Source organism: Clostridioides sp. ES-S-0006-03 (genome assembly GCF_020662275.1).
In the GTDB taxonomy this organism is placed as follows: domain Bacteria; phylum Bacillota; class Clostridia; order Peptostreptococcales; family Peptostreptococcaceae; genus Clostridioides.
Genome location: NZ_JADGMM010000012.1, coordinates 68231 through 85578 on the forward strand (window position 1 = coordinate 68231; position 17348 = coordinate 85578).

Annotated in this window: 15 protein-coding genes; 14 read left to right on the plus strand and 1 reads right to left on the minus strand. The window is 25.0% G+C overall.

The features are described 5' to 3' along the window. The first annotated feature begins 224 nt into the window (after nucleotides 1-224). Entirely contained in the window at nucleotides 225-377 is a 153-nt protein-coding gene (locus tag IR151_RS15190; protein ID WP_227436015.1) for a hypothetical protein, read from the plus strand. 268 nt (nucleotides 378-645) lie between these two features. Further along, the gene (locus tag IR151_RS15195; protein ID WP_227436016.1) at nucleotides 646-3045 is read left to right on the plus strand and encodes a cell wall-binding repeat-containing protein; all 2400 of its coding nucleotides are present in this window, start codon (nucleotides 646-648) and stop codon (nucleotides 3043-3045) included. Between the two features lie 866 nt (nucleotides 3046-3911). Here IR151_RS15195 and IR151_RS15200 read toward each other — a convergent pair. Further along, the gene (locus IR151_RS15200) at nucleotides 3912-4385 is read right to left on the minus strand and encodes a DUF2798 domain-containing protein (protein WP_227436019.1); all 474 of its coding nucleotides are present in this window, start codon (nucleotides 4383-4385) and stop codon (nucleotides 3912-3914) included. Nucleotides 4386-5035: 650 nt separating this feature from the next. Here IR151_RS15200 and IR151_RS15205 point away from each other — a divergent pair. The 12 genes from IR151_RS15205 to bcp all read left to right on the plus strand — a co-directional run bounded on the left by IR151_RS15205 (nucleotide 5036) and on the right by bcp (nucleotide 17343). Beyond that, nucleotides 5036-5413, plus strand: coding sequence for a BlaI/MecI/CopY family transcriptional regulator (locus IR151_RS15205; protein ID WP_227436021.1), 378 nt, complete (start codon nucleotides 5036-5038; stop codon nucleotides 5411-5413). Between the two features lie 530 nt (nucleotides 5414-5943). Beyond that, nucleotides 5944-6612 carry a histidine kinase gene (locus IR151_RS15210; RefSeq protein ID WP_227436022.1) on the plus strand — a complete coding sequence of 223 codons (669 nt, stop codon included), beginning with the start codon at nucleotides 5944-5946 and terminating at the stop codon, nucleotides 6610-6612. Between the two features lie 1129 nt (nucleotides 6613-7741). Continuing rightward, nucleotides 7742-8083 carry a LytTR family transcriptional regulator DNA-binding domain-containing protein gene (locus IR151_RS15215; RefSeq protein WP_227436024.1) on the plus strand — a complete coding sequence of 114 codons (342 nt, stop codon included), beginning with the start codon at nucleotides 7742-7744 and terminating at the stop codon, nucleotides 8081-8083. A gap of 383 nt (nucleotides 8084-8466) precedes the next feature. Beyond that, nucleotides 8467-8886: a DUF1653 domain-containing protein gene (locus IR151_RS15220; RefSeq protein ID WP_227436026.1), complete on the plus strand. Its 420-nt coding sequence runs from the start codon at nucleotides 8467-8469 to the stop codon at nucleotides 8884-8886. A gap of 205 nt (nucleotides 8887-9091) precedes the next feature. Beyond that, complete coding sequence (locus IR151_RS15225) at nucleotides 9092-9733, plus strand: histidine phosphatase family protein (protein ID WP_227436028.1); 642 nt, start codon at nucleotides 9092-9094, stop codon at nucleotides 9731-9733. 24 nt (nucleotides 9734-9757) lie between these two features. Further along, nucleotides 9758-11011, plus strand: coding sequence for an NAD(P)/FAD-dependent oxidoreductase (locus IR151_RS15230; protein ID WP_227436030.1), 1254 nt, complete (start codon nucleotides 9758-9760; stop codon nucleotides 11009-11011). 48 nt (nucleotides 11012-11059) lie between these two features. Beyond that, nucleotides 11060-11710 carry a (d)CMP kinase gene (gene cmk / locus IR151_RS15235; protein WP_227436041.1) on the plus strand — a complete coding sequence of 217 codons (651 nt, stop codon included), beginning with the start codon at nucleotides 11060-11062 and terminating at the stop codon, nucleotides 11708-11710. A 51-nt stretch (nucleotides 11711-11761) separates the two neighbouring features. After that, nucleotides 11762-12358, plus strand: coding sequence for a lysophospholipid acyltransferase family protein (locus IR151_RS15240; RefSeq protein WP_227436043.1), 597 nt, complete (start codon nucleotides 11762-11764; stop codon nucleotides 12356-12358). Nucleotides 12359-12370: 12 nt separating this feature from the next. Then, on the plus strand, nucleotides 12371-13210 hold the full coding sequence (locus IR151_RS15245) for a 4-hydroxy-3-methylbut-2-enyl diphosphate reductase (RefSeq protein ID WP_227436045.1): 840 nt from the start codon (nucleotides 12371-12373) through the stop codon (nucleotides 13208-13210). 270 nt (nucleotides 13211-13480) lie between these two features. Continuing rightward, nucleotides 13481-14635: a putative manganese transporter gene (locus tag IR151_RS15250; RefSeq protein ID WP_227483118.1), complete on the plus strand. Its 1155-nt coding sequence runs from the start codon at nucleotides 13481-13483 to the stop codon at nucleotides 14633-14635. Nucleotides 14636-14929: 294 nt separating this feature from the next. After that, a complete protein-coding gene (gene ade / locus IR151_RS15255; RefSeq protein WP_227436046.1) occupies nucleotides 14930-16627 on the plus strand; it encodes an adenine deaminase in 1698 nt (565 codons plus the stop codon). Nucleotides 16628-16884: 257 nt separating this feature from the next. Beyond that, nucleotides 16885-17343, plus strand: a complete 459-nt coding sequence (gene bcp / locus IR151_RS15260; protein WP_227436048.1) for a thioredoxin-dependent thiol peroxidase — start codon at nucleotides 16885-16887, stop codon at nucleotides 17341-17343. The last annotated feature ends 5 nt before the right edge of the window (nucleotides 17344-17348 follow it).

The following is a 17348-nucleotide window of genomic DNA, read 5'->3' on the forward strand; positions in this document are numbered from 1 at the left end:
TAAATATATATAATAAATATGATTTTAAGTTTATAATGACTTTTTTAATTATTTAATAACTTTTAAAATTGATTTAAAGTATGCATCATTTGCTTAAAAATTATAAAATTTAATACTAAAGCTATAAGTATAAGGTATATAGGGATTAGTAATAACTCTTTATACTTTATTTATTTTAAGGAGTTACTATTTCAATAATAGTTTATTGTGGAGAAGATAAACTATTGGCAAAGATAATAGAATTATATTATAAAAGATTAAAGGAAAGCCATGTGGTAGTAATTGTAAAAGATTATAAACCATATCAAACAGAAAATATGTATGTTATGGGGGAGGAATTTGGAACAAAATTCAAAGAAACAAGTAAGGCTATATGAGAAAAATTCACTTCAATATATGATGATGACCTATAGTCAACAATGTACAAAGCAGAAACTTTGTAAAAGAAAAATACAGGTTAATGTCCTTGTCTTAATATCCTATATGTTTTTTAATAAATTTATTGTACTAAATTTTTATAAACAAAAATATTCTTTTATTTTATTTCAATATAGATATTATATTTAAGGTGACCTTGATGTTTATTTAAGGCTATAAATATGATACTATTTAGATAATACTATTATTAATATATGGGGGTATATTATGAGTTTTAAGAAATATGTAAAATCATTATTAATAGTTTCTAGTCTAATATTGATAATGAGTAAAGCTGGTTTTGTAGCAAATGCATTAGATTTAGGTATTGATAGTGATATTCAATATAATAATAGAAAGAATATGAATGAATTAGATATAACAAGTAGTTTTCCAGATGATTCTTTTAGAAGAGATATTGTAGAAATGGTATTGGAAAACAGAAACGATCCAACAACAAATGAAATTGCATCAAAAGATAATTACAAGATATATAAAAGCGATTTAAATAAAATTGAGAATTGTTTAGAATTAAATTTACATAAAAATCCAGATGTTCCTAATCCAAAAAAAATAGATAACTTAGATGGAATAGAAAATTTTAAAAGTCTAGAAAAACTTGATTGTAGTTCAAACAATTTAGAAAATATAGATTTAAGTGAAAATATAAAATTAAAGTATATAGACATTAGTGGAAATAAGATATTAAATATAGATTTAAAAAATAATAGTCTTATTAATGAATTAAATTGTGATGCAAATAAATTAACCAGTTTAGACCTTAAAAATAATAAAAACTTGGTAAGTTTATTTTTTACGAGTAATGAATTAACAGAAATAAATTTAAGTAATAATAAAAATTTAGAAAGTTTGCAATTTCTTAATAACAATTTAAAAAGTATAGATTTAAGCCATAATCCAAAATTACAATCTTTAAATTGTACTAACAATAAACTTGAATCTCTCAACTTAAGTAATAATGTTATTTTAAAAAATTTAAGCTGTTCAGGTAATAATCTAAGAGAATTAAACATAAAAGGGCTTGTAAATCTTGAGTACTTAGGGTGTGCTAAGAATAAATTACAAGATTTAAATGTGTCTACAAATATAAATTTACGTTCTTTACTTTGTGGTAATAATAGTTTAACTAAAATAGATATCAGTAAAAATAAAGAATTAAATTCACTAGAGTGTAGTAGCCAATATATAGAAAAAAGTATTATAAAAATAGGTGAAAACATAGTTGTGGACATAGGAAAAGAAAATTTAAAATTAAAAGAATTATATCCACGAAATTATGACACATCAACTGGTCTTTTAACATGGAAGAATGCTTCTGATTTTCCAAGTAATGTAAATTATAGTTTGCAATATAAGTATGGTCCAGTAGATGACACACAATATATGGACGTAAATATATCAGTAGATAAATTAGTAAAATGTAGAATTAGATATATAGATTATGATGGGAGTATAATTAATGAAAAAGAGATATTAGACAATTCAAGTATGAATGAAATTCAAGCTAATCCTCAAAGAGAAAACTATGAATTCAGTGGTTGGAGAAATAACAAAGATGAAAAAGTATATACATCAGAACAGGTAAGTAGATTAGTTTTTAATGATAGTATTGACTTTATAGCAACTTATAAAAAAGAATCAACGGGCTCAAGTGGTTCTTCTGGTGGAACTTCAAGTAAAGAGGACTTTAATACAATACTATCTAAGGAAAAAATAACAGGTACAGATAGAAATGATACCTCTGTGAAGATAAGCCAAAAAGGTTGGAGAAAAGCTGATAATATAGTATTAATAAATGATTCTAGTATATCAGATGCTTTATCAGCAACACCACTTGCTAAGTCAAAAGATGCACCAATACTACTTACTCAAAATAATAACTTAAATAAGTTAACAGAAAAAGAAATAAATAGATTAGAAGTAAAAAATGTGTATATAGTAGGTGGATTAAAGTCTGTAGGTGAAAAAGTAGTATCTGATTTAAAGACAAAGGGATTAAATGTAATTAGGATATCTGGAAATGATAGATACGAAACATCAATAAAACTTGCAAAAGAATTAGATAAAAACTCCAAGTTGTCAAAAGTGGTAGTGGTTAATGGAGAAAAAGGACTAGCTGATGCAGTAAGCATGGGAGCTATATCAGCAAAAGAGGAAATGCCAATTCTTCTTACCAATCAAAATGATGATATGAAAGATATAAAAGACTTAATAGCTAATAAAGATATATCAAAGTCATATGTAATAGGTGGAGAATCTTTATTTAATACTAAAGAAGTGAGTAATACATTACCATCTGTAACTAAAATAGCGGGTTCTGATAGAACAGAAACTAATTCAAAAGTAATAAATCATTTCTATAGCAAAGAGATACTTAATGACTTATATGTAGCTAAGAATGGAATGAATAAACAAGATGATTTAGTAGATGCTTTATCAGTAGGAGTACTTGCAGGTAAAACTGAATCTCCAGTAGTCTTAGTTGGAAGTGGATTAGATAATAGTCAAAAAGAGTTAATTAAGAATAAGAAATTTAAAAATATAACTCAAATTGGTGGGAATGGAAATGAGAAAGCTTTTGAGGAAATAGAAAAAATAGTTAAGTAGATTAGAGGGTAGCAACTATAATTAGTTGTTACCTTCTGTTTTGTTTTTACTATAAATTCAATACCTTTTATTCTATATTCATCAAATCAAAATAGGCATATACTATTGCTTGAACACATACCTGTTTGCTTATAAAAACTTATTATTTTCTTTTACATATAATTATATACAAAGTTTGTTTTTCCATTTGAGTCATCTATTTTGTAATCCCTCATGTTGTTCAGAATTATTGAAAGTACCTATTAAAACATTCATAAAAGTATTTAATTTGATCATACAACATCCTCCTATATTATTGATTAACTAGTACTGATCGATTATGATAAGTATACTTTATTTTTAGAAGGGTGGAAGTATAGAAGTACTGGAAATCTACTATATAATAAAATCTTCACTTGATTATACAAAGTAAAAAATACATTGGAATGAGTGACCTTGAAGAGAATGTGAAAAATAAGAAATATTACTAGAACAATTATTAAGAACAGAAATTATATTAATAAATTATCTATAAAATAATATCTTTTGATGGTTAAAAAAGAGATAAATGTAAATTTTATAAAATGTTAGCAAAAGAAATATCAAAAATTTGAAATAAAAAGATTTATAAAGAACATACATAAAATTTAACTTAAGATTTTAATTTCAGTTTTAATAAATAGAAAAGATGAAAAATTAGATGTAAATAAATTAAATGAATTTGAATAGTATTTCATAAATCTAAAATACGATTAAGAATAAATTTGCTGGCAAAATAAATTTGGTAATAAATTTATTTTGCCATTAATTAAAAATTATTGTATAGTGTAGTAGTTTGCTTTAGGATAAACATACTTATAGTATAAAGTTTTATGTAGTTTTGTGAATTATAAACAGTCTACAATTGTTCCTTCAGGAAATAATCTCCTAAAAACAAATCTCACTAAAGGGCCTGCAATTAGTAGTTGCAACGGCAATGCAATGATAAAGTTGTTGAGTATATTAACAGCCCATACAAATAAGGTTGTGCTAGAGAAACCAACTGATTCAATGGCTCCAAATAAAGACATACATATAACCATCCCACATACCATACAACTTGATATAACAATGGCCTTTGCAATTTGTTTACTTTGTGGATTTACAATGCAAAATGCAATTTTTTTAGCAATTTTAGAAACAATAAACCAATCAAAAATCATACCTACTACATAGGCTAGCGGAAACCCCATCCAAGCATTTTTTACAGTTTCTGATGAAAGACCTTCATGTAAAGAGATATTATAGATACTCATAAAAAATACCATAAAAGCACACATAAGCACTGTGAATATCAAACTTTCTTTTTTATTTTGTGGCATACTTATTTACCTCCCAATTTAATTTATTTATATTAGGATTATACATTAAGAAAAATTTTAGTGTAAGTAATTTTTTTTATTTTTCATTTTTTTATTTAATTGAAAATTATTTTGATATAATGAAAAATTAAATTTAAATATAGGATATGATTTTAAGAGGATAAGTAATTAGAATAGTTATTATAAATTAAGTTACAGTTTATGAAAATTACTATTTTATATTGTCTAAAATAAGATAGAATAAATCAAAGATTTAAAAAAAACTTTAACTTAAAAATAGACATATTATTGAAATCTAAATTAATCTTAAGAAGAATATTCCAAAAAATTAAATACAAATACACTTTTAGTTTTTTGAAATCATTTCTCTACAAAAATAGGAAATATAAACATGTCTATGATATATATGGTCTCTAATATATGAATCAATAAGAAAATTTAAATTTTTATTTCTTTGATAATCTATATCTTATTTATGTACTTAAATTTATTATGTAGAATAATCATTACTTATGTAATTTGTTATAGAATTATAGCAAGAAATAAATTATGGAAAAAATTGGAAAATATTATTATCGACAAAATCTTTGACTTAAAAACTATATTGCGATAGTATTAATTTAATAAAAGTTTGAGAGGGGCGTAAGGCTATGACAATTTCAAAAATACCACAAGCAGAGTTAAAAGTTATGAAGTTTATTTGGGAGAAAAATGATACAGTAACATCAAAAGAAACTATTGAAGCTATGGAACAAAAATATGGATGGAAACAAACAACAACATTGACACTTTTATCAAGACTTGTTAAAAAGCATTTCTTGAATGCAGAAAAAATAGATAGATATACTCATTATACGATAGTTGTTGGTCACAAAGAATATTTGAATGTTGAGACAAAAGATTTTTTAAGTAATATACATGATAATTCTTTACAAAGTTTACTTTCAGCATTACATGAAGATGAAGTGATTGACAAAGATGCATTAGATTTATTTGAAAATCATTTTAAAAATTTAAAGGATGAATAAATATATGTATTTATATGTTTAAGTTTTTAATAGATAGATATATACAAAAATCTATATTGGTATTATTTAATAAGTTACCAACTATTTATAAATTGATGATTAATAGGCGTAAATTCAATAAAATACCTATTAATAATTAAAGTAAGTGGTATCAAGTTAAATGATACCACCTATTTTAGTTCTCCATGCTTTTAGCTTTAAAAATAATTTTTTAATTCATTACTTTTCCTTAATTCAAGCCGTTATTTTATTTAATCATATCAAACGTCCTTAATTGTTTCTAATTGTTCTTAGAGTCAACTTATATTTTTGAGCATAATTAAAATAAAATGAGGAAATAATTTTTATATTTTCTAATTGTAATGTTAACAATTTAGTGGTTAATATTTCGTTAGTTGATTTTATACTATTACTAAAATCATTAAGTGATAATATCAAATTTAAGTGCCATTTTATGTTATAATTAGTATGTATTTTTAACGGTATATTTTATTGTGAAGATATAAATTAATTATTTTTGGGGAGTTATTATGTTAGACACGTTTATAACAATTGTTTCTTCTATTATAGAGATATGGGCATGCAAGAAAGTTTTTGATTATACAAGTAAAGTAAAAACTAATTTAATGAAGCTAAATATATCTTTTTTATTTTCTATTTTTCTTATTATCTGTTCTTTTTATATAAATGTAGGAGCTAATGATAGAATATGGATATGTATTCTTATAACTTTTATTTTTTATAAGTCTAATTATAAGGTCAATATATATAAATGTTTAGTGGTTTTGTTTTTTTATTGGATGGTGTTAATAGGTATAAATGCATTGAGTATGCTATTAGTAGTTTCAATGAACAATTTAGATAATATGAATATTTTACTTAGTGGAAATTTATACAGGTATGAAGCTATCTTTTTTGGAAAATTGATTTTAATTATATTATTATACATTTATAAAATTTCTTGTACTAATTTTAAAATTAGTACAAAAGAATTGTATATATGTGTTCCAATGATAGCAAATTTATTATCATTTTTTATACTTTACGATTATATTATTAATCTTATAAAGATTTCTCCTGAAAGAAGAGTTGTCTTTCTAGCAATAGTTTTACTATTGATATTATCCAATATCTCAATATTTGCATTAATACGTATAATACTTAAAATTAAAGAGAAAAAAGATAATATAATAAATTAATTAATACATATAAAAATAGCTTAGTATATATTTCTAATTGATATATTATAGCTTATTTGTTTTAAAAGATTGAAAATTGAATTATCTGGTGAAGTAGATAAAGTTGATTATGCTAAGACTTTCTAAAATGAGCGTATTAGTGACATAAGTAAGATTACATAAATGTATTCTCAAGTTGTATGGTAGAAGAACTGATAATATTTAAAAAATTATCAAGTTTTAGTTTATAGAGCAGTTTATTTTAACATATAGACTGTTTTTTTATGTCTATAACTATACCATGTAACATTTGTAAAATTACTTATAGACTTTTTAATAACTTCAAGAAATGCCTATTTTGTAAGGAGAGATATTAGTAAATATAAGAAAATGTAATGTTAACATCCTAGCTATGTACCAACCAAAATCACTTTTATGCGTTCTTTATATCTAGACATATGTGTAACAACTATATTGCAACACATGTACTCAAGTGAAAAACACTCTGAACAGACTCCAGTTACTCTGCAAGGTGTTTTACGTTTTCCATTTGCTTCTAGTTCAGAACAAGCAAATGTTCGAATTCTTTCAACAGAAATTAAAAAAATTTACAAATATGAACTTCATTGTTTTTTTGAAAAAATGAAATGTATGTGTAAAATATATGGGAACACTTTTATCAAGTTTTTATAGTAAAAAGATTATATTATTAAATTTGCTTAGATATAACTTGAGGGAGTAACAGAATATCAAAAAAGAAATACATAAATATACATATATATTTATAATATGTCTATTGAGATTTTAATTGATAATTAAGAAGTATAAAATTATTTTAACAAATTCATAATTAAATCTTAATTTTTTAAATTATACATATAAAAGTCAATATTTACTTTTATATGTATAATTTTACACAATTTTATTGAAAAGTTATTTTATTAAAGAAATATGTATTTATAATTACTGATGTTATTTATAATAAGCTATTTTAACTTTAAAAATTAATGTTAAAAAAAGAGTCTGTAGGTCAGTATCAAAAATAACTTTATAAATATCTCAAATAGACTAATCTTACATATATTTCCGATAGATTATATTGATAAAAAACACTAAAATTAAATTAATAAGAATACTTGGAGGGATGGTAATGAAAGAGGAATGTTTTATTAATATTGAATACGAAGATAAACGTTTTTCAATTAACATTAAAGAAATTTTGTACATAGAAAAGCAAGAGTATGAATCAAAAATTTATACAGAAAATGGAACTTATTATATTGGAGAAAATTCTTCTAGTGTAAGAAAACTACTGAAAGAAGAAAATTTTTTCAAATGCAGTAACAGTTATATTGTAAATTTAGATAAGTGTGAATTTTATCTCAGCAATAATTGTATTTTTGTAGGAAATAATTTTATAAGAGTTTTAGGTTTAGATAGAAAAAAGAAATTAGAAAAGAAGTTAGAAAAATTATATGATTATAAATATTAACTTTGAGAGGCTGTATTTTATACAGCCTCTTTATTTATTTTATTGTATTATTAATAAACTTTAAATTATGATAAAATATAAGACAAGCATTGCTTTTAATAAATAAAATATAGGATAAGTTTTATATAACTATATGATTTTATATAACTACATAATAAGAAAAGTAGAATATATTTATATAAATAAAAATTAAATTCATAAACAACTAAATATATTATATGATGTGTAAGAATATTAGACAAATTATAATATATAATTTGAATATTAAAAATTGCTGTATTTTGAAAAAGTTTAAATAACTTAGTTTGTAAATTTATTTTAAAATAAAAAATAATAAGATAAAGCATATTTTTTAAAAAATACATATAGGAGAGGATAGTAAAATGGATAAACCAAAAAATAGTCTAAACATTGATGAAAGAAAATTAAAATGTCCTTGTATTTATAAACATTTTAAAGGAAAATATTATGCTACAATGGGATTGAGCAAAGCCATTGATAATAATGATATAGAAAAAATCTGTGAAACATACAATGGAAAAAGTTCAACTAAAAACAAAATTAGGTATAAGCTAGATGTTAAGCATACTGAGCTAGATGAAAATATTTATATATATATAGACATGAATGGAAGTTTTTATCATAAAAAAGAAAAAGATAATAATAATTTGGTTTTATATAAAACTCTATATGATGATACAGGGATATTTGCAAGGCCATTAGATATGTTTTTATCAAAAGTAGATAGAGATAGGTATTTTAATCCAATTCAAGAATATAGATTTGAAGAATTTTATAAATAAAATATGATGATTGTTTTTTATAAGTTGAGAAAAAAACTGTTATTATATAATAAATTGTGGTAAATATAAATAGTATGAGCTAAGAAGGATATATTAGATTAAGTTATAAAATAGAAACATAGTAAACTATTATATGGTATAATTAAAGTTTGAGAAGTGACAATTTATATTTAATAAAAAATAGACAGATATATTAGGAGGAAATATGGGAAATACTTTTTATATAGTAAGACATGGACAAACAGACTGGAACTTATTAGGAAAGACACAAGGTCATGGTAACTCTGACCTTACACCACAAGGGATAGAACAAGCAAGAGAACTTTCTGAAGACATTGGTAAGTATTCGATTGATTATATTTTTAGTAGTGATTTAGGAAGAGCAATGCAAACAGCTCAAATTTTAGGTGATAAGCTCAATATTGAAGTACAAAAAACTGAAGCACTTAGAGAAATGGGATTTGGAGTTTGGGAAGGTCTTTTAATAAAAGAAATTCAAAAAGACTATTCAGATATATATTCAACATGGAGAAATGAGCCACATTTAGTAAATATACCAGAAGGAGAAACTCTTAAAATTATAAAAGAAAGAGTTGATACTTTTATAAAGGAATTAAATGAAAAATACAATGATAAAAATATAGTTCTTGTTACACATTCAATTACATTGAGAGTTATGTTACTATCATTCTTAGAGTCAGGTATGGAAAATATATACAGAATTAAGCAAGATAATACTGCTTTAAATATAGTAGAGTTTAAAGATTATGGTCCAGTAGTAATAAAGATGAATGATACAAGTCATATAAAAAATCATGTAAAAATAAATAATTCTGCACTTGAGTAAGTATCAAATTATAAGGAGAAGTTTATGAGTAAAGTTATAGTGGTTGGTGGAGGTCCATCTGGCATGATGGCAGCCTTGTCAGCTTCGAAAAATAATAATGAAGTAATATTGATTGAAAGAAATGGAGAGTTAGGGAGAAAGTTAAGAGCAACTGGTGGAGGTAGATGTAACTTTACCAACAATAGAGAGATAGAAGATTTTTTTGATAAGGTTGTGAACAATAAAAAATTTCTATACAGTAGCTTTTATACATTTACAAATAAAAATCTTATATCGTACCTTGAAAGTAAAAATTTAGAATATAAGATTGAAGAAGAAAATGACCACAAAGTCTATACTAAGAATGATAAATCTATAGAAGTAATAGAATTATTAAATAAGGACTTAATTAATCATAATGTAAAGATAATGTATAATAAAAAAGTTGTGGATATTATAACTGAAGAAATTACTGAACAAGATGACCATAACAATAATAAAACAAATTATTCAATAAAAGGTGTCATTTTAGATAATGGGGATAAGATATTAGGAGATAAAGTCATTATATCAACTGGAGGAGTTAGTTATTCAAAAACAGGTTCAGATGGTTCAATGTATAAGGTTCTTCAAAATCATGGACATACATTAAATAAACTATATCCTGCTTTAGCACCACTTACAATAGAAGAAAAATGGATTAAAGCTTTGCAAGGAATATCTATGAGAAATGTAGAAATATCTTGTAAGATTAAGAAAAAGAAAATATCAAAATCAGGAGACATGCTATTTGCACATTTTGGGATAACAGGTCCTTGTGTACTTATAATCTCTTCTTATATCAACAAGATTATTGAAAAAGATAAGATAGAATTAAATATAGATTTTTTACCAAACTTAGATGTCAATGAAATTTCTAATATAATTAGAGAATTTCCAAATAAAAATATCTTAAATAATCTTAAACAGATATTACCTCAAAACTTCTTAAAAGAAATTCTTTCTATATTATCTTTAAGTGATAAAAAAGCAAATGATTTATCTAAGGCTGATGAGATTAAAATTATTGAGTATATAAAAAATATGAAACTAACTTGTAATGGAACTACAGGGATAAACACTGGAATGGTTACTTCTGGTGGTATTTCAGTTAAAGAAATTAATTCTTCTACAATGGAGTCTAAGTTAATAAAGGATTTATTTTTTACAGGTGAGGTGATAGATGTAGATGCAGAAACTGGTGGATATAATTTACAAATAGCATTTTCAACTGGATATCTTGCAGGGATTAGTGTATAAGTTTTTGATAAGTCGATTATTAAATATAAATAAAATAGAGGTGTAGGTATGAGTAATTTGATTATAGCTGTGGATGGACCAGCAGGGGCTGGTAAAAGTACAATAGCTAAGATAGTATCAGAAAAACTAAATATAAATTATATAGATACAGGTGCTATGTATAGAGCTGTTACTTATAAGTGTTTAAAAAATAATATTGATGTTAATAATGAAAAAGAGGTTATTAAAATAGCTAAAAATTCAGATATAGATTTTGAAAATAATAACATATACTTAGACCAAAAAATTATAAATAATGAAATAAGAACAATAGAAGTAAGCAATAATGTTTCCAATGTAGCTAAGATAAAAGAAGTAAGAAAGTTGATGGTTGAAGTTCAACGAAAAATTGGAACAAAAAGTTCAGTAATATTAGATGGTAGAGATATAGGTTCATATGTTTTTCCAAATGCAGATTATAAATTCTTTTTAGTAGCTACACCAGAAGAAAGAGGAAGTAGACGTTATAAAGAACTTTGCAATAAAGGATATAATACTACTTTAAAAGAAGTAATTGAGGATATAGTAAAGAGAGATGAAATTGATTCAAATAGAGAATTTGCACCACTAGTAAAAGCTGAGGATGCACTAGAAATAGATACAACAGGAAAGACTATAGATCAGGTTGTACAAGAAGTTGTATCTAAGATAAGTTTTTAAGCTCAATTTATCTAAAATGAAAATATAATGTAGTATTGAAGGGAGATAAACGTGAATTTTTATAGATTTGCAATAAATATTTTTAGATGTTTTTCTAAAGTGTTTTTTAAATATGAAGTTATAGGTGCCGAAAATATACCAGACAGAGGAAATATAGTGGTGGCTTCAAATCATAAATCAAATCTTGACCCTGTATTTTTAGCTGCAGCTATAAAGAATAGAGAGATAGCAGCTATTGCAAAACAAGAATTATTTAAAGTGAAGCCACTAGGTTTTATATTAAAAAAATTGCATGTTATGCCTATAAATAGAGAAAAGCCAGATGTATCCACTATAAAAACTATTTTAAGGTCAATTAGAGATGGTTATATATTAGGAATATTTCCAGAAGGAACAAGAATTAAAGGAGACAACTTTGGCAAAGCTAAGGCAGGTCTTTCTCTATTTACAATAAAGAGTAAATCTAAGGTTGTACCAGTATCGATAATATCTAAGTATAAACCTTTTAGTAAAGTAATTGTGTACTTTGGAGAGCCAATATCATTTGAAGAACATTTTAAAGAAAAGTTAAGTAATGATGACCATGAAAGAATGTCGCAAGAAGTTTTAGAAATAATAAAACAGAATTACTTTAAATATTCAAAATAAGGGGGGGATTTTGTGAATGTTAAAATAGCAAAAAATGCAGGATTTTGCTTTGGAGTAAAGAGAGCAATGAAAATGGCATGGGATGAAGTAGAGAAAAATGATTCTGGAATATATGCTTTAGGACCTCTTATTCATAACAAGCAAGCAGTAGCAAGATATGAACAAAAAGGTCTTAAAACTGTAGATGAAATCGATATAATACCAGATTATGAAAATATGATAATAAGATCTCATGGAGTTCCTGAGAAAGTATACAAAGAAGCTAAAAATAAAAAACTTAAAATTGTAGATACTACATGTCCATTTGTAAAGAAAATACATACAGTAGTGAGTGAGTATCATAATAAGGGTTATGAAATAATAGTTATTGGAGATATGAAACATCCAGAAGTGATAGGTATAAATGGATGGTGCGAAAACTCAGCAATAATAATAAAAGCTGTAGAGCAAATGGAGAATATGGAATTTGATAATTCAAAACAATATTGTGTTGTTGCACAGACAACAATAAATCCAGATTTATATTCAAATATAGTTAATAAATTAGCTGATAAACTAGAAAATATAGTATTTAATGATACAATCTGTTCAGCCACAAAAACTAGACAAGAAGCAGCTAAAGCATTAGCAGGAGAAGTTGATTGTATGATAGTTATAGGTGGAAAACACAGCTCTAATACTCAAAAGTTAGTAAAAGTTTGTGAAGATTTAGTTCCAACTTTTGCAATAGAAACTAAAGACGAATTGGATGTAAATATGCTTAAGAAGTATAAAACTTTAGGAGTGACAGCAGGAGCATCTACACCAGATTGGATAATAGAGGAAGTAATAACATTTATTGAAAATTTATAAATATAGTAAACGATGAAAAAATGTGTAATATCGGTATAATATATAAAATTTGTTGTAATATCTATATGTAATTTTATATTATAATATAAAATTACATATGGCAACTAGATAACCTAATATCAGAAAGTGTGTATCTTAATATGCAAGAAATTAACAATATAAGATATGCACTTTTTAATATTAGAAATTTAAAAGATATAATGATATTGATTATCAATAATAAATGAAATATAATATAATTATTGCGAAATTAATATAGGAGGTAAATTAATGGAAATGTTAATATCTGCTTCTGAAGAAGCATTTTTACATGTGGGTTCTATGATTGGATTTTTTATTTTGCTATTTGGATATATAAACTATAAAACTAGTGGTAATTTTACTAATATTATATCAAAAAATAGAAAATATCAACCTTTAATAGGAGCTTTGATAGGAGCTATACCAGGTTGTGGTGGGAGTTTGGCAATAATGCCATTATATATAAGTGGAAAACTAAGCTTTGGAGCAATCATTGCAAGCTTAATAGCAAGTATGGGAGATGCTGCATTTATACTTATTTCATCAAATATTAAAATGTATTTTTTTGTGACTATAGTTAGTACAATTACAGGAGTAATAACAGGACAACTAGTAGATTATTTTAAGTTAGAAGAAAAATTGAAATTAAATAAATATGGAAAATCAGAAAAACATAATACAGATAAAAATTACCATAAAGATAATGAAGAATCGCATAATCATGATGATATAATTTTGGATAATTTAGCTAAATCTCATGGAAATACAAATAGACTTGCATTTATAATAACACATGGTAAAGGGTACAAAATTTATATAGGAATTGTATTAATAGGTTTTATATTTATGTCTCTTGCTCATTCTGGAATAAATCTTCCTATTATTGAAAAATTACATTCACTAGAAGAAGCAATAGCAGTTATAGGAATACTATTCTCAATAGTTTATATGTGGTGTTTTAAAAAGGTATTTAAAAATTCTAATCAAAAAGAGGAAGAAAATAAGAAAATTTCCCTAAGAGAAATGCTTATACATTCTGTAGGTGAAATTTCATTTGTTATTACATGGATTTTTATTGCATATCTTATTTACGATTTGATAATATTGGTTTTAGGTGGAGATGAATACTTAGTTAATTTAGTTTTATCAACAGGTGTAATTAGTGTATTTATAGGTGCAGGTCTTGGACTTATTCCAGGGTGCGGTATACAAATTGTACTTATGTCATTTTACTTGAAAGGAACTATACCACTTGGTGCAGTAATAGCTAATTCCATATCTCAAGATGGAGATGCACTTTTTCCGCTTTTAGCAATGGATAAAAAATCTTCCTTATGGGCTATGATTATTACTACTATACCAGCTATAATCGTAGGAATTATAGTTTATGCTTTTTTAGGTTAATTGAAAGTAGATTTTAATATAAATGATAAAAATACATAAATCTATACTATGGATATAGTAACAAGTATTAAAAATATAAAAAATAAAATTTAATACAATTAAAATATTTATAAATAACATGAGAAATAATATTATTGTTTCTTATGTTATTTTTGTTTAATTTAATAAGCTATGGAATAAATTTCAATCAATACTTTTTATTGAAACTCATATATAATATATATTAATAAATCAAACTATAATATATGATACAACAAGTATATTGATATAAAAAATTTAAGAGGAGTTGTAAAAATGAGCAATTTGAAAAAAAAGTGTGATGTTGCAAGTGGAAGAAATAAAGCTGATATTGTACTTAAAAATGGAACAATTATAAATGTATTCACAGAAGAATTAATAGCAGGAGATGTAGCAATAGTAGATGATACAATTGTTGGAATCGGCGAATATAGTGGTAAAATAGAGATTGATTGTAGTGGTAAATACTTATCACCTGGTTTTATTGATGCACATATGCATATTGAATCTACAATGGTAATGCCAATTGAATTATCAAAAAAATTACTAAAGTCAGGTACAACAACTGTTATAGCTGACCCTCATGAACTAGTCAATGTAAAAGGAGCAAGTGCAATAGACTTTTTACTAGAATCAACAAAAGAAATACCCTTAAATGTATATATTATGCTACCATCGTCTGTCCCTGCAACAAGATTTGAAACTAATGGAATAGGAAATTTTAGTGCAAAAGATATGGATGCTTACATAAATAATCCTAGAATCTTAGGATTAGGAGAGGTAATGTGTTTTAATGATGTCATATTTGCGGAAGAGGAAATTTTAGATAAATTAGAGGCTTTTAAAGATAAAATTGCAGATGGGCATGCACCAAATATAAGTGGGAAGTCACTTCAAGCATATGTATGTGCAGGAATAAAAAATGACCATGAATGTATAACTTTTAATGAAGTGTATGAAAAATTAAGAGCAGGTTTAAAAATTTTTATAAGAGAAGGAAGTGCAGCAAAAAACTTAGAAGCCATAATAAAGGGATTATTGAAACACAACTTACCAATTGAAGAATTTATGTTTTGTACAGATGATAAACATTTGGATGATATAGAAAAACAAGGTCATATAAGATGGAATATAAAGTGTGCAATCGATTTGGGTATGGAGCCAATTAAAGCTATTAAAATTGCAACTTACAATTCAGCAAGAGCATATGGTCTAAATAGAATTGGAGCAATAGGTGCTGGGTATAAAGCGGATATTGTTGTTTTAAACAATTTAGAAAACATGGAGGTAGGTAGTGTTTATAAAGATGGTAAATTGATAGATGAGGGAATTTTTTCTGATTATAATTATGAAATTAAGGATAAAGATTTACTCAATACAGTCAAATTTAAAGACGTTGATAGAGAAAAAATACAATTAAAGTCAAATGAAAAAAATTATGTAATGGAAATTGTACCATATCAAATTCTGACAAATAAATTATTTGAATCTATACCAAACAAAAATGGATATTTCAATCCAAATGAAGAATATTCAAAGCTTTGTGTTGTTGAGAGACACAGAATGACTGGAAACATATCAGTTGCACCATTAAAAGGGTTTGGCATAAAAAATGGAGCAATAGCAACTACTGTAGCTCATGATTCACATAATATCATAGTTGCAGGAGATAATGATGATGATATTATAGTTGCAGTAAATTACTTGAGAGATATACAGGGTGGCTATGTAATTGTATCAAATGGAAAAGTACTTGCTCACTTAAGTCTTAAAGTAGCTGGATTAATTAGTACTCTTCCAGCAGATGAAGTGCAAGAAACAACTGATAATATGTTAAAAATAGCAAGAAAAATGGGAGTTCCAAAGTATGTAGACCCTTTTATTACACTTTCATTTATGGCTCTTCCTGTTATTCCAAAAATAAGACTTACTGATTTAGGTCTGTTTGATGTAGAAGAATTTAAATTTATATAGATTAGAGTATTAGAAGAATAAAAATAAATAGGCAGGATTTAATACATAAATTAAATCCTGCTTATTTTAATTACTTAACATAAATTCCAGTTTAAATGTTCTAATCAAATAAAGCTTGAAATTTTCAGTATATAAGATTTACATATTCATGAAATTTTCTATATAAAAAGTAAAATATTTTATTTATATATAGAAATATAGGGTAGTAATATAAATATAGTATAAATTATTGATTAAAAACAAAAGGAGAGATATTTATGTTAAGTATAGGTACAAAAGCACCAGAATTTACATTAGAAGATAAAGATGGAAATAAAATCAGTATGTCTGATTTTAAGGGGAAAAAAGTGGTAATATATTTTTATCCTAAAGATAATACACCAGGATGCACACGTCAGGCATGTGCATTTAGGAACGCATATGAAGGATTTAAAAATAATGATATACCAGTTATTGGGATAAGTAAAGATAGTATTAAATCACATCAAAAATTTGCAGAAAAGCATGAGCTTCCTTTTATTTTACTTTCTGACCCAGATTTAACTACTATTAAGGCTTTTGATGTGTGGAAAGAGAAAAAAATGTATGGGAAAACTGCTTTAGGAGTTGTTCGTGCAACTTATATTGTAGATGAAAGTGGAATTATTGAAAAAGTTTTTGAAAAAGCAAAACCAGATACAAATGCACAAGAGATTCTTGAATATTTGGAAAAATAGGAGTA

Excerpts from the sequence above, each read along its gene's own strand:
- IR151_RS15195 (WP_227436016.1), top strand. The coding sequence starts at position 646 with ATGAGTTTTAAGAAATATGTAAAATCATTATTAATAGTTTCTAGTCTA.
- IR151_RS15200 (WP_227436019.1), bottom strand. The coding sequence starts at position 4,385 with ATGCCACAAAATAAAAAAGAAAGTTTGATATTCACAGTGCTTATGTGT.
- IR151_RS15205 (WP_227436021.1), top strand. The coding sequence starts at position 5,036 with ATGACAATTTCAAAAATACCACAAGCAGAGTTAAAAGTTATGAAGTTT.
- IR151_RS15210 (WP_227436022.1), top strand. The coding sequence starts at position 5,944 with ATGTTAGACACGTTTATAACAATTGTTTCTTCTATTATAGAGATATGG.
- IR151_RS15215 (WP_227436024.1), top strand. The coding sequence starts at position 7,742 with ATGAAAGAGGAATGTTTTATTAATATTGAATACGAAGATAAACGTTTT.
- IR151_RS15220 (WP_227436026.1), top strand. The coding sequence starts at position 8,467 with ATGGATAAACCAAAAAATAGTCTAAACATTGATGAAAGAAAATTAAAA.
- IR151_RS15225 (WP_227436028.1), top strand. The coding sequence starts at position 9,092 with ATGGGAAATACTTTTTATATAGTAAGACATGGACAAACAGACTGGAAC.
- IR151_RS15230 (WP_227436030.1), top strand. The coding sequence starts at position 9,758 with ATGAGTAAAGTTATAGTGGTTGGTGGAGGTCCATCTGGCATGATGGCA.
- cmk (WP_227436041.1), top strand. The coding sequence starts at position 11,060 with ATGAGTAATTTGATTATAGCTGTGGATGGACCAGCAGGGGCTGGTAAA.
- IR151_RS15250 (WP_227483118.1), top strand. The coding sequence starts at position 13,481 with ATGGAAATGTTAATATCTGCTTCTGAAGAAGCATTTTTACATGTGGGT.
- ade (WP_227436046.1), top strand. The coding sequence starts at position 14,930 with ATGAGCAATTTGAAAAAAAAGTGTGATGTTGCAAGTGGAAGAAATAAA.
- bcp (WP_227436048.1), top strand. The coding sequence starts at position 16,885 with ATGTTAAGTATAGGTACAAAAGCACCAGAATTTACATTAGAAGATAAA.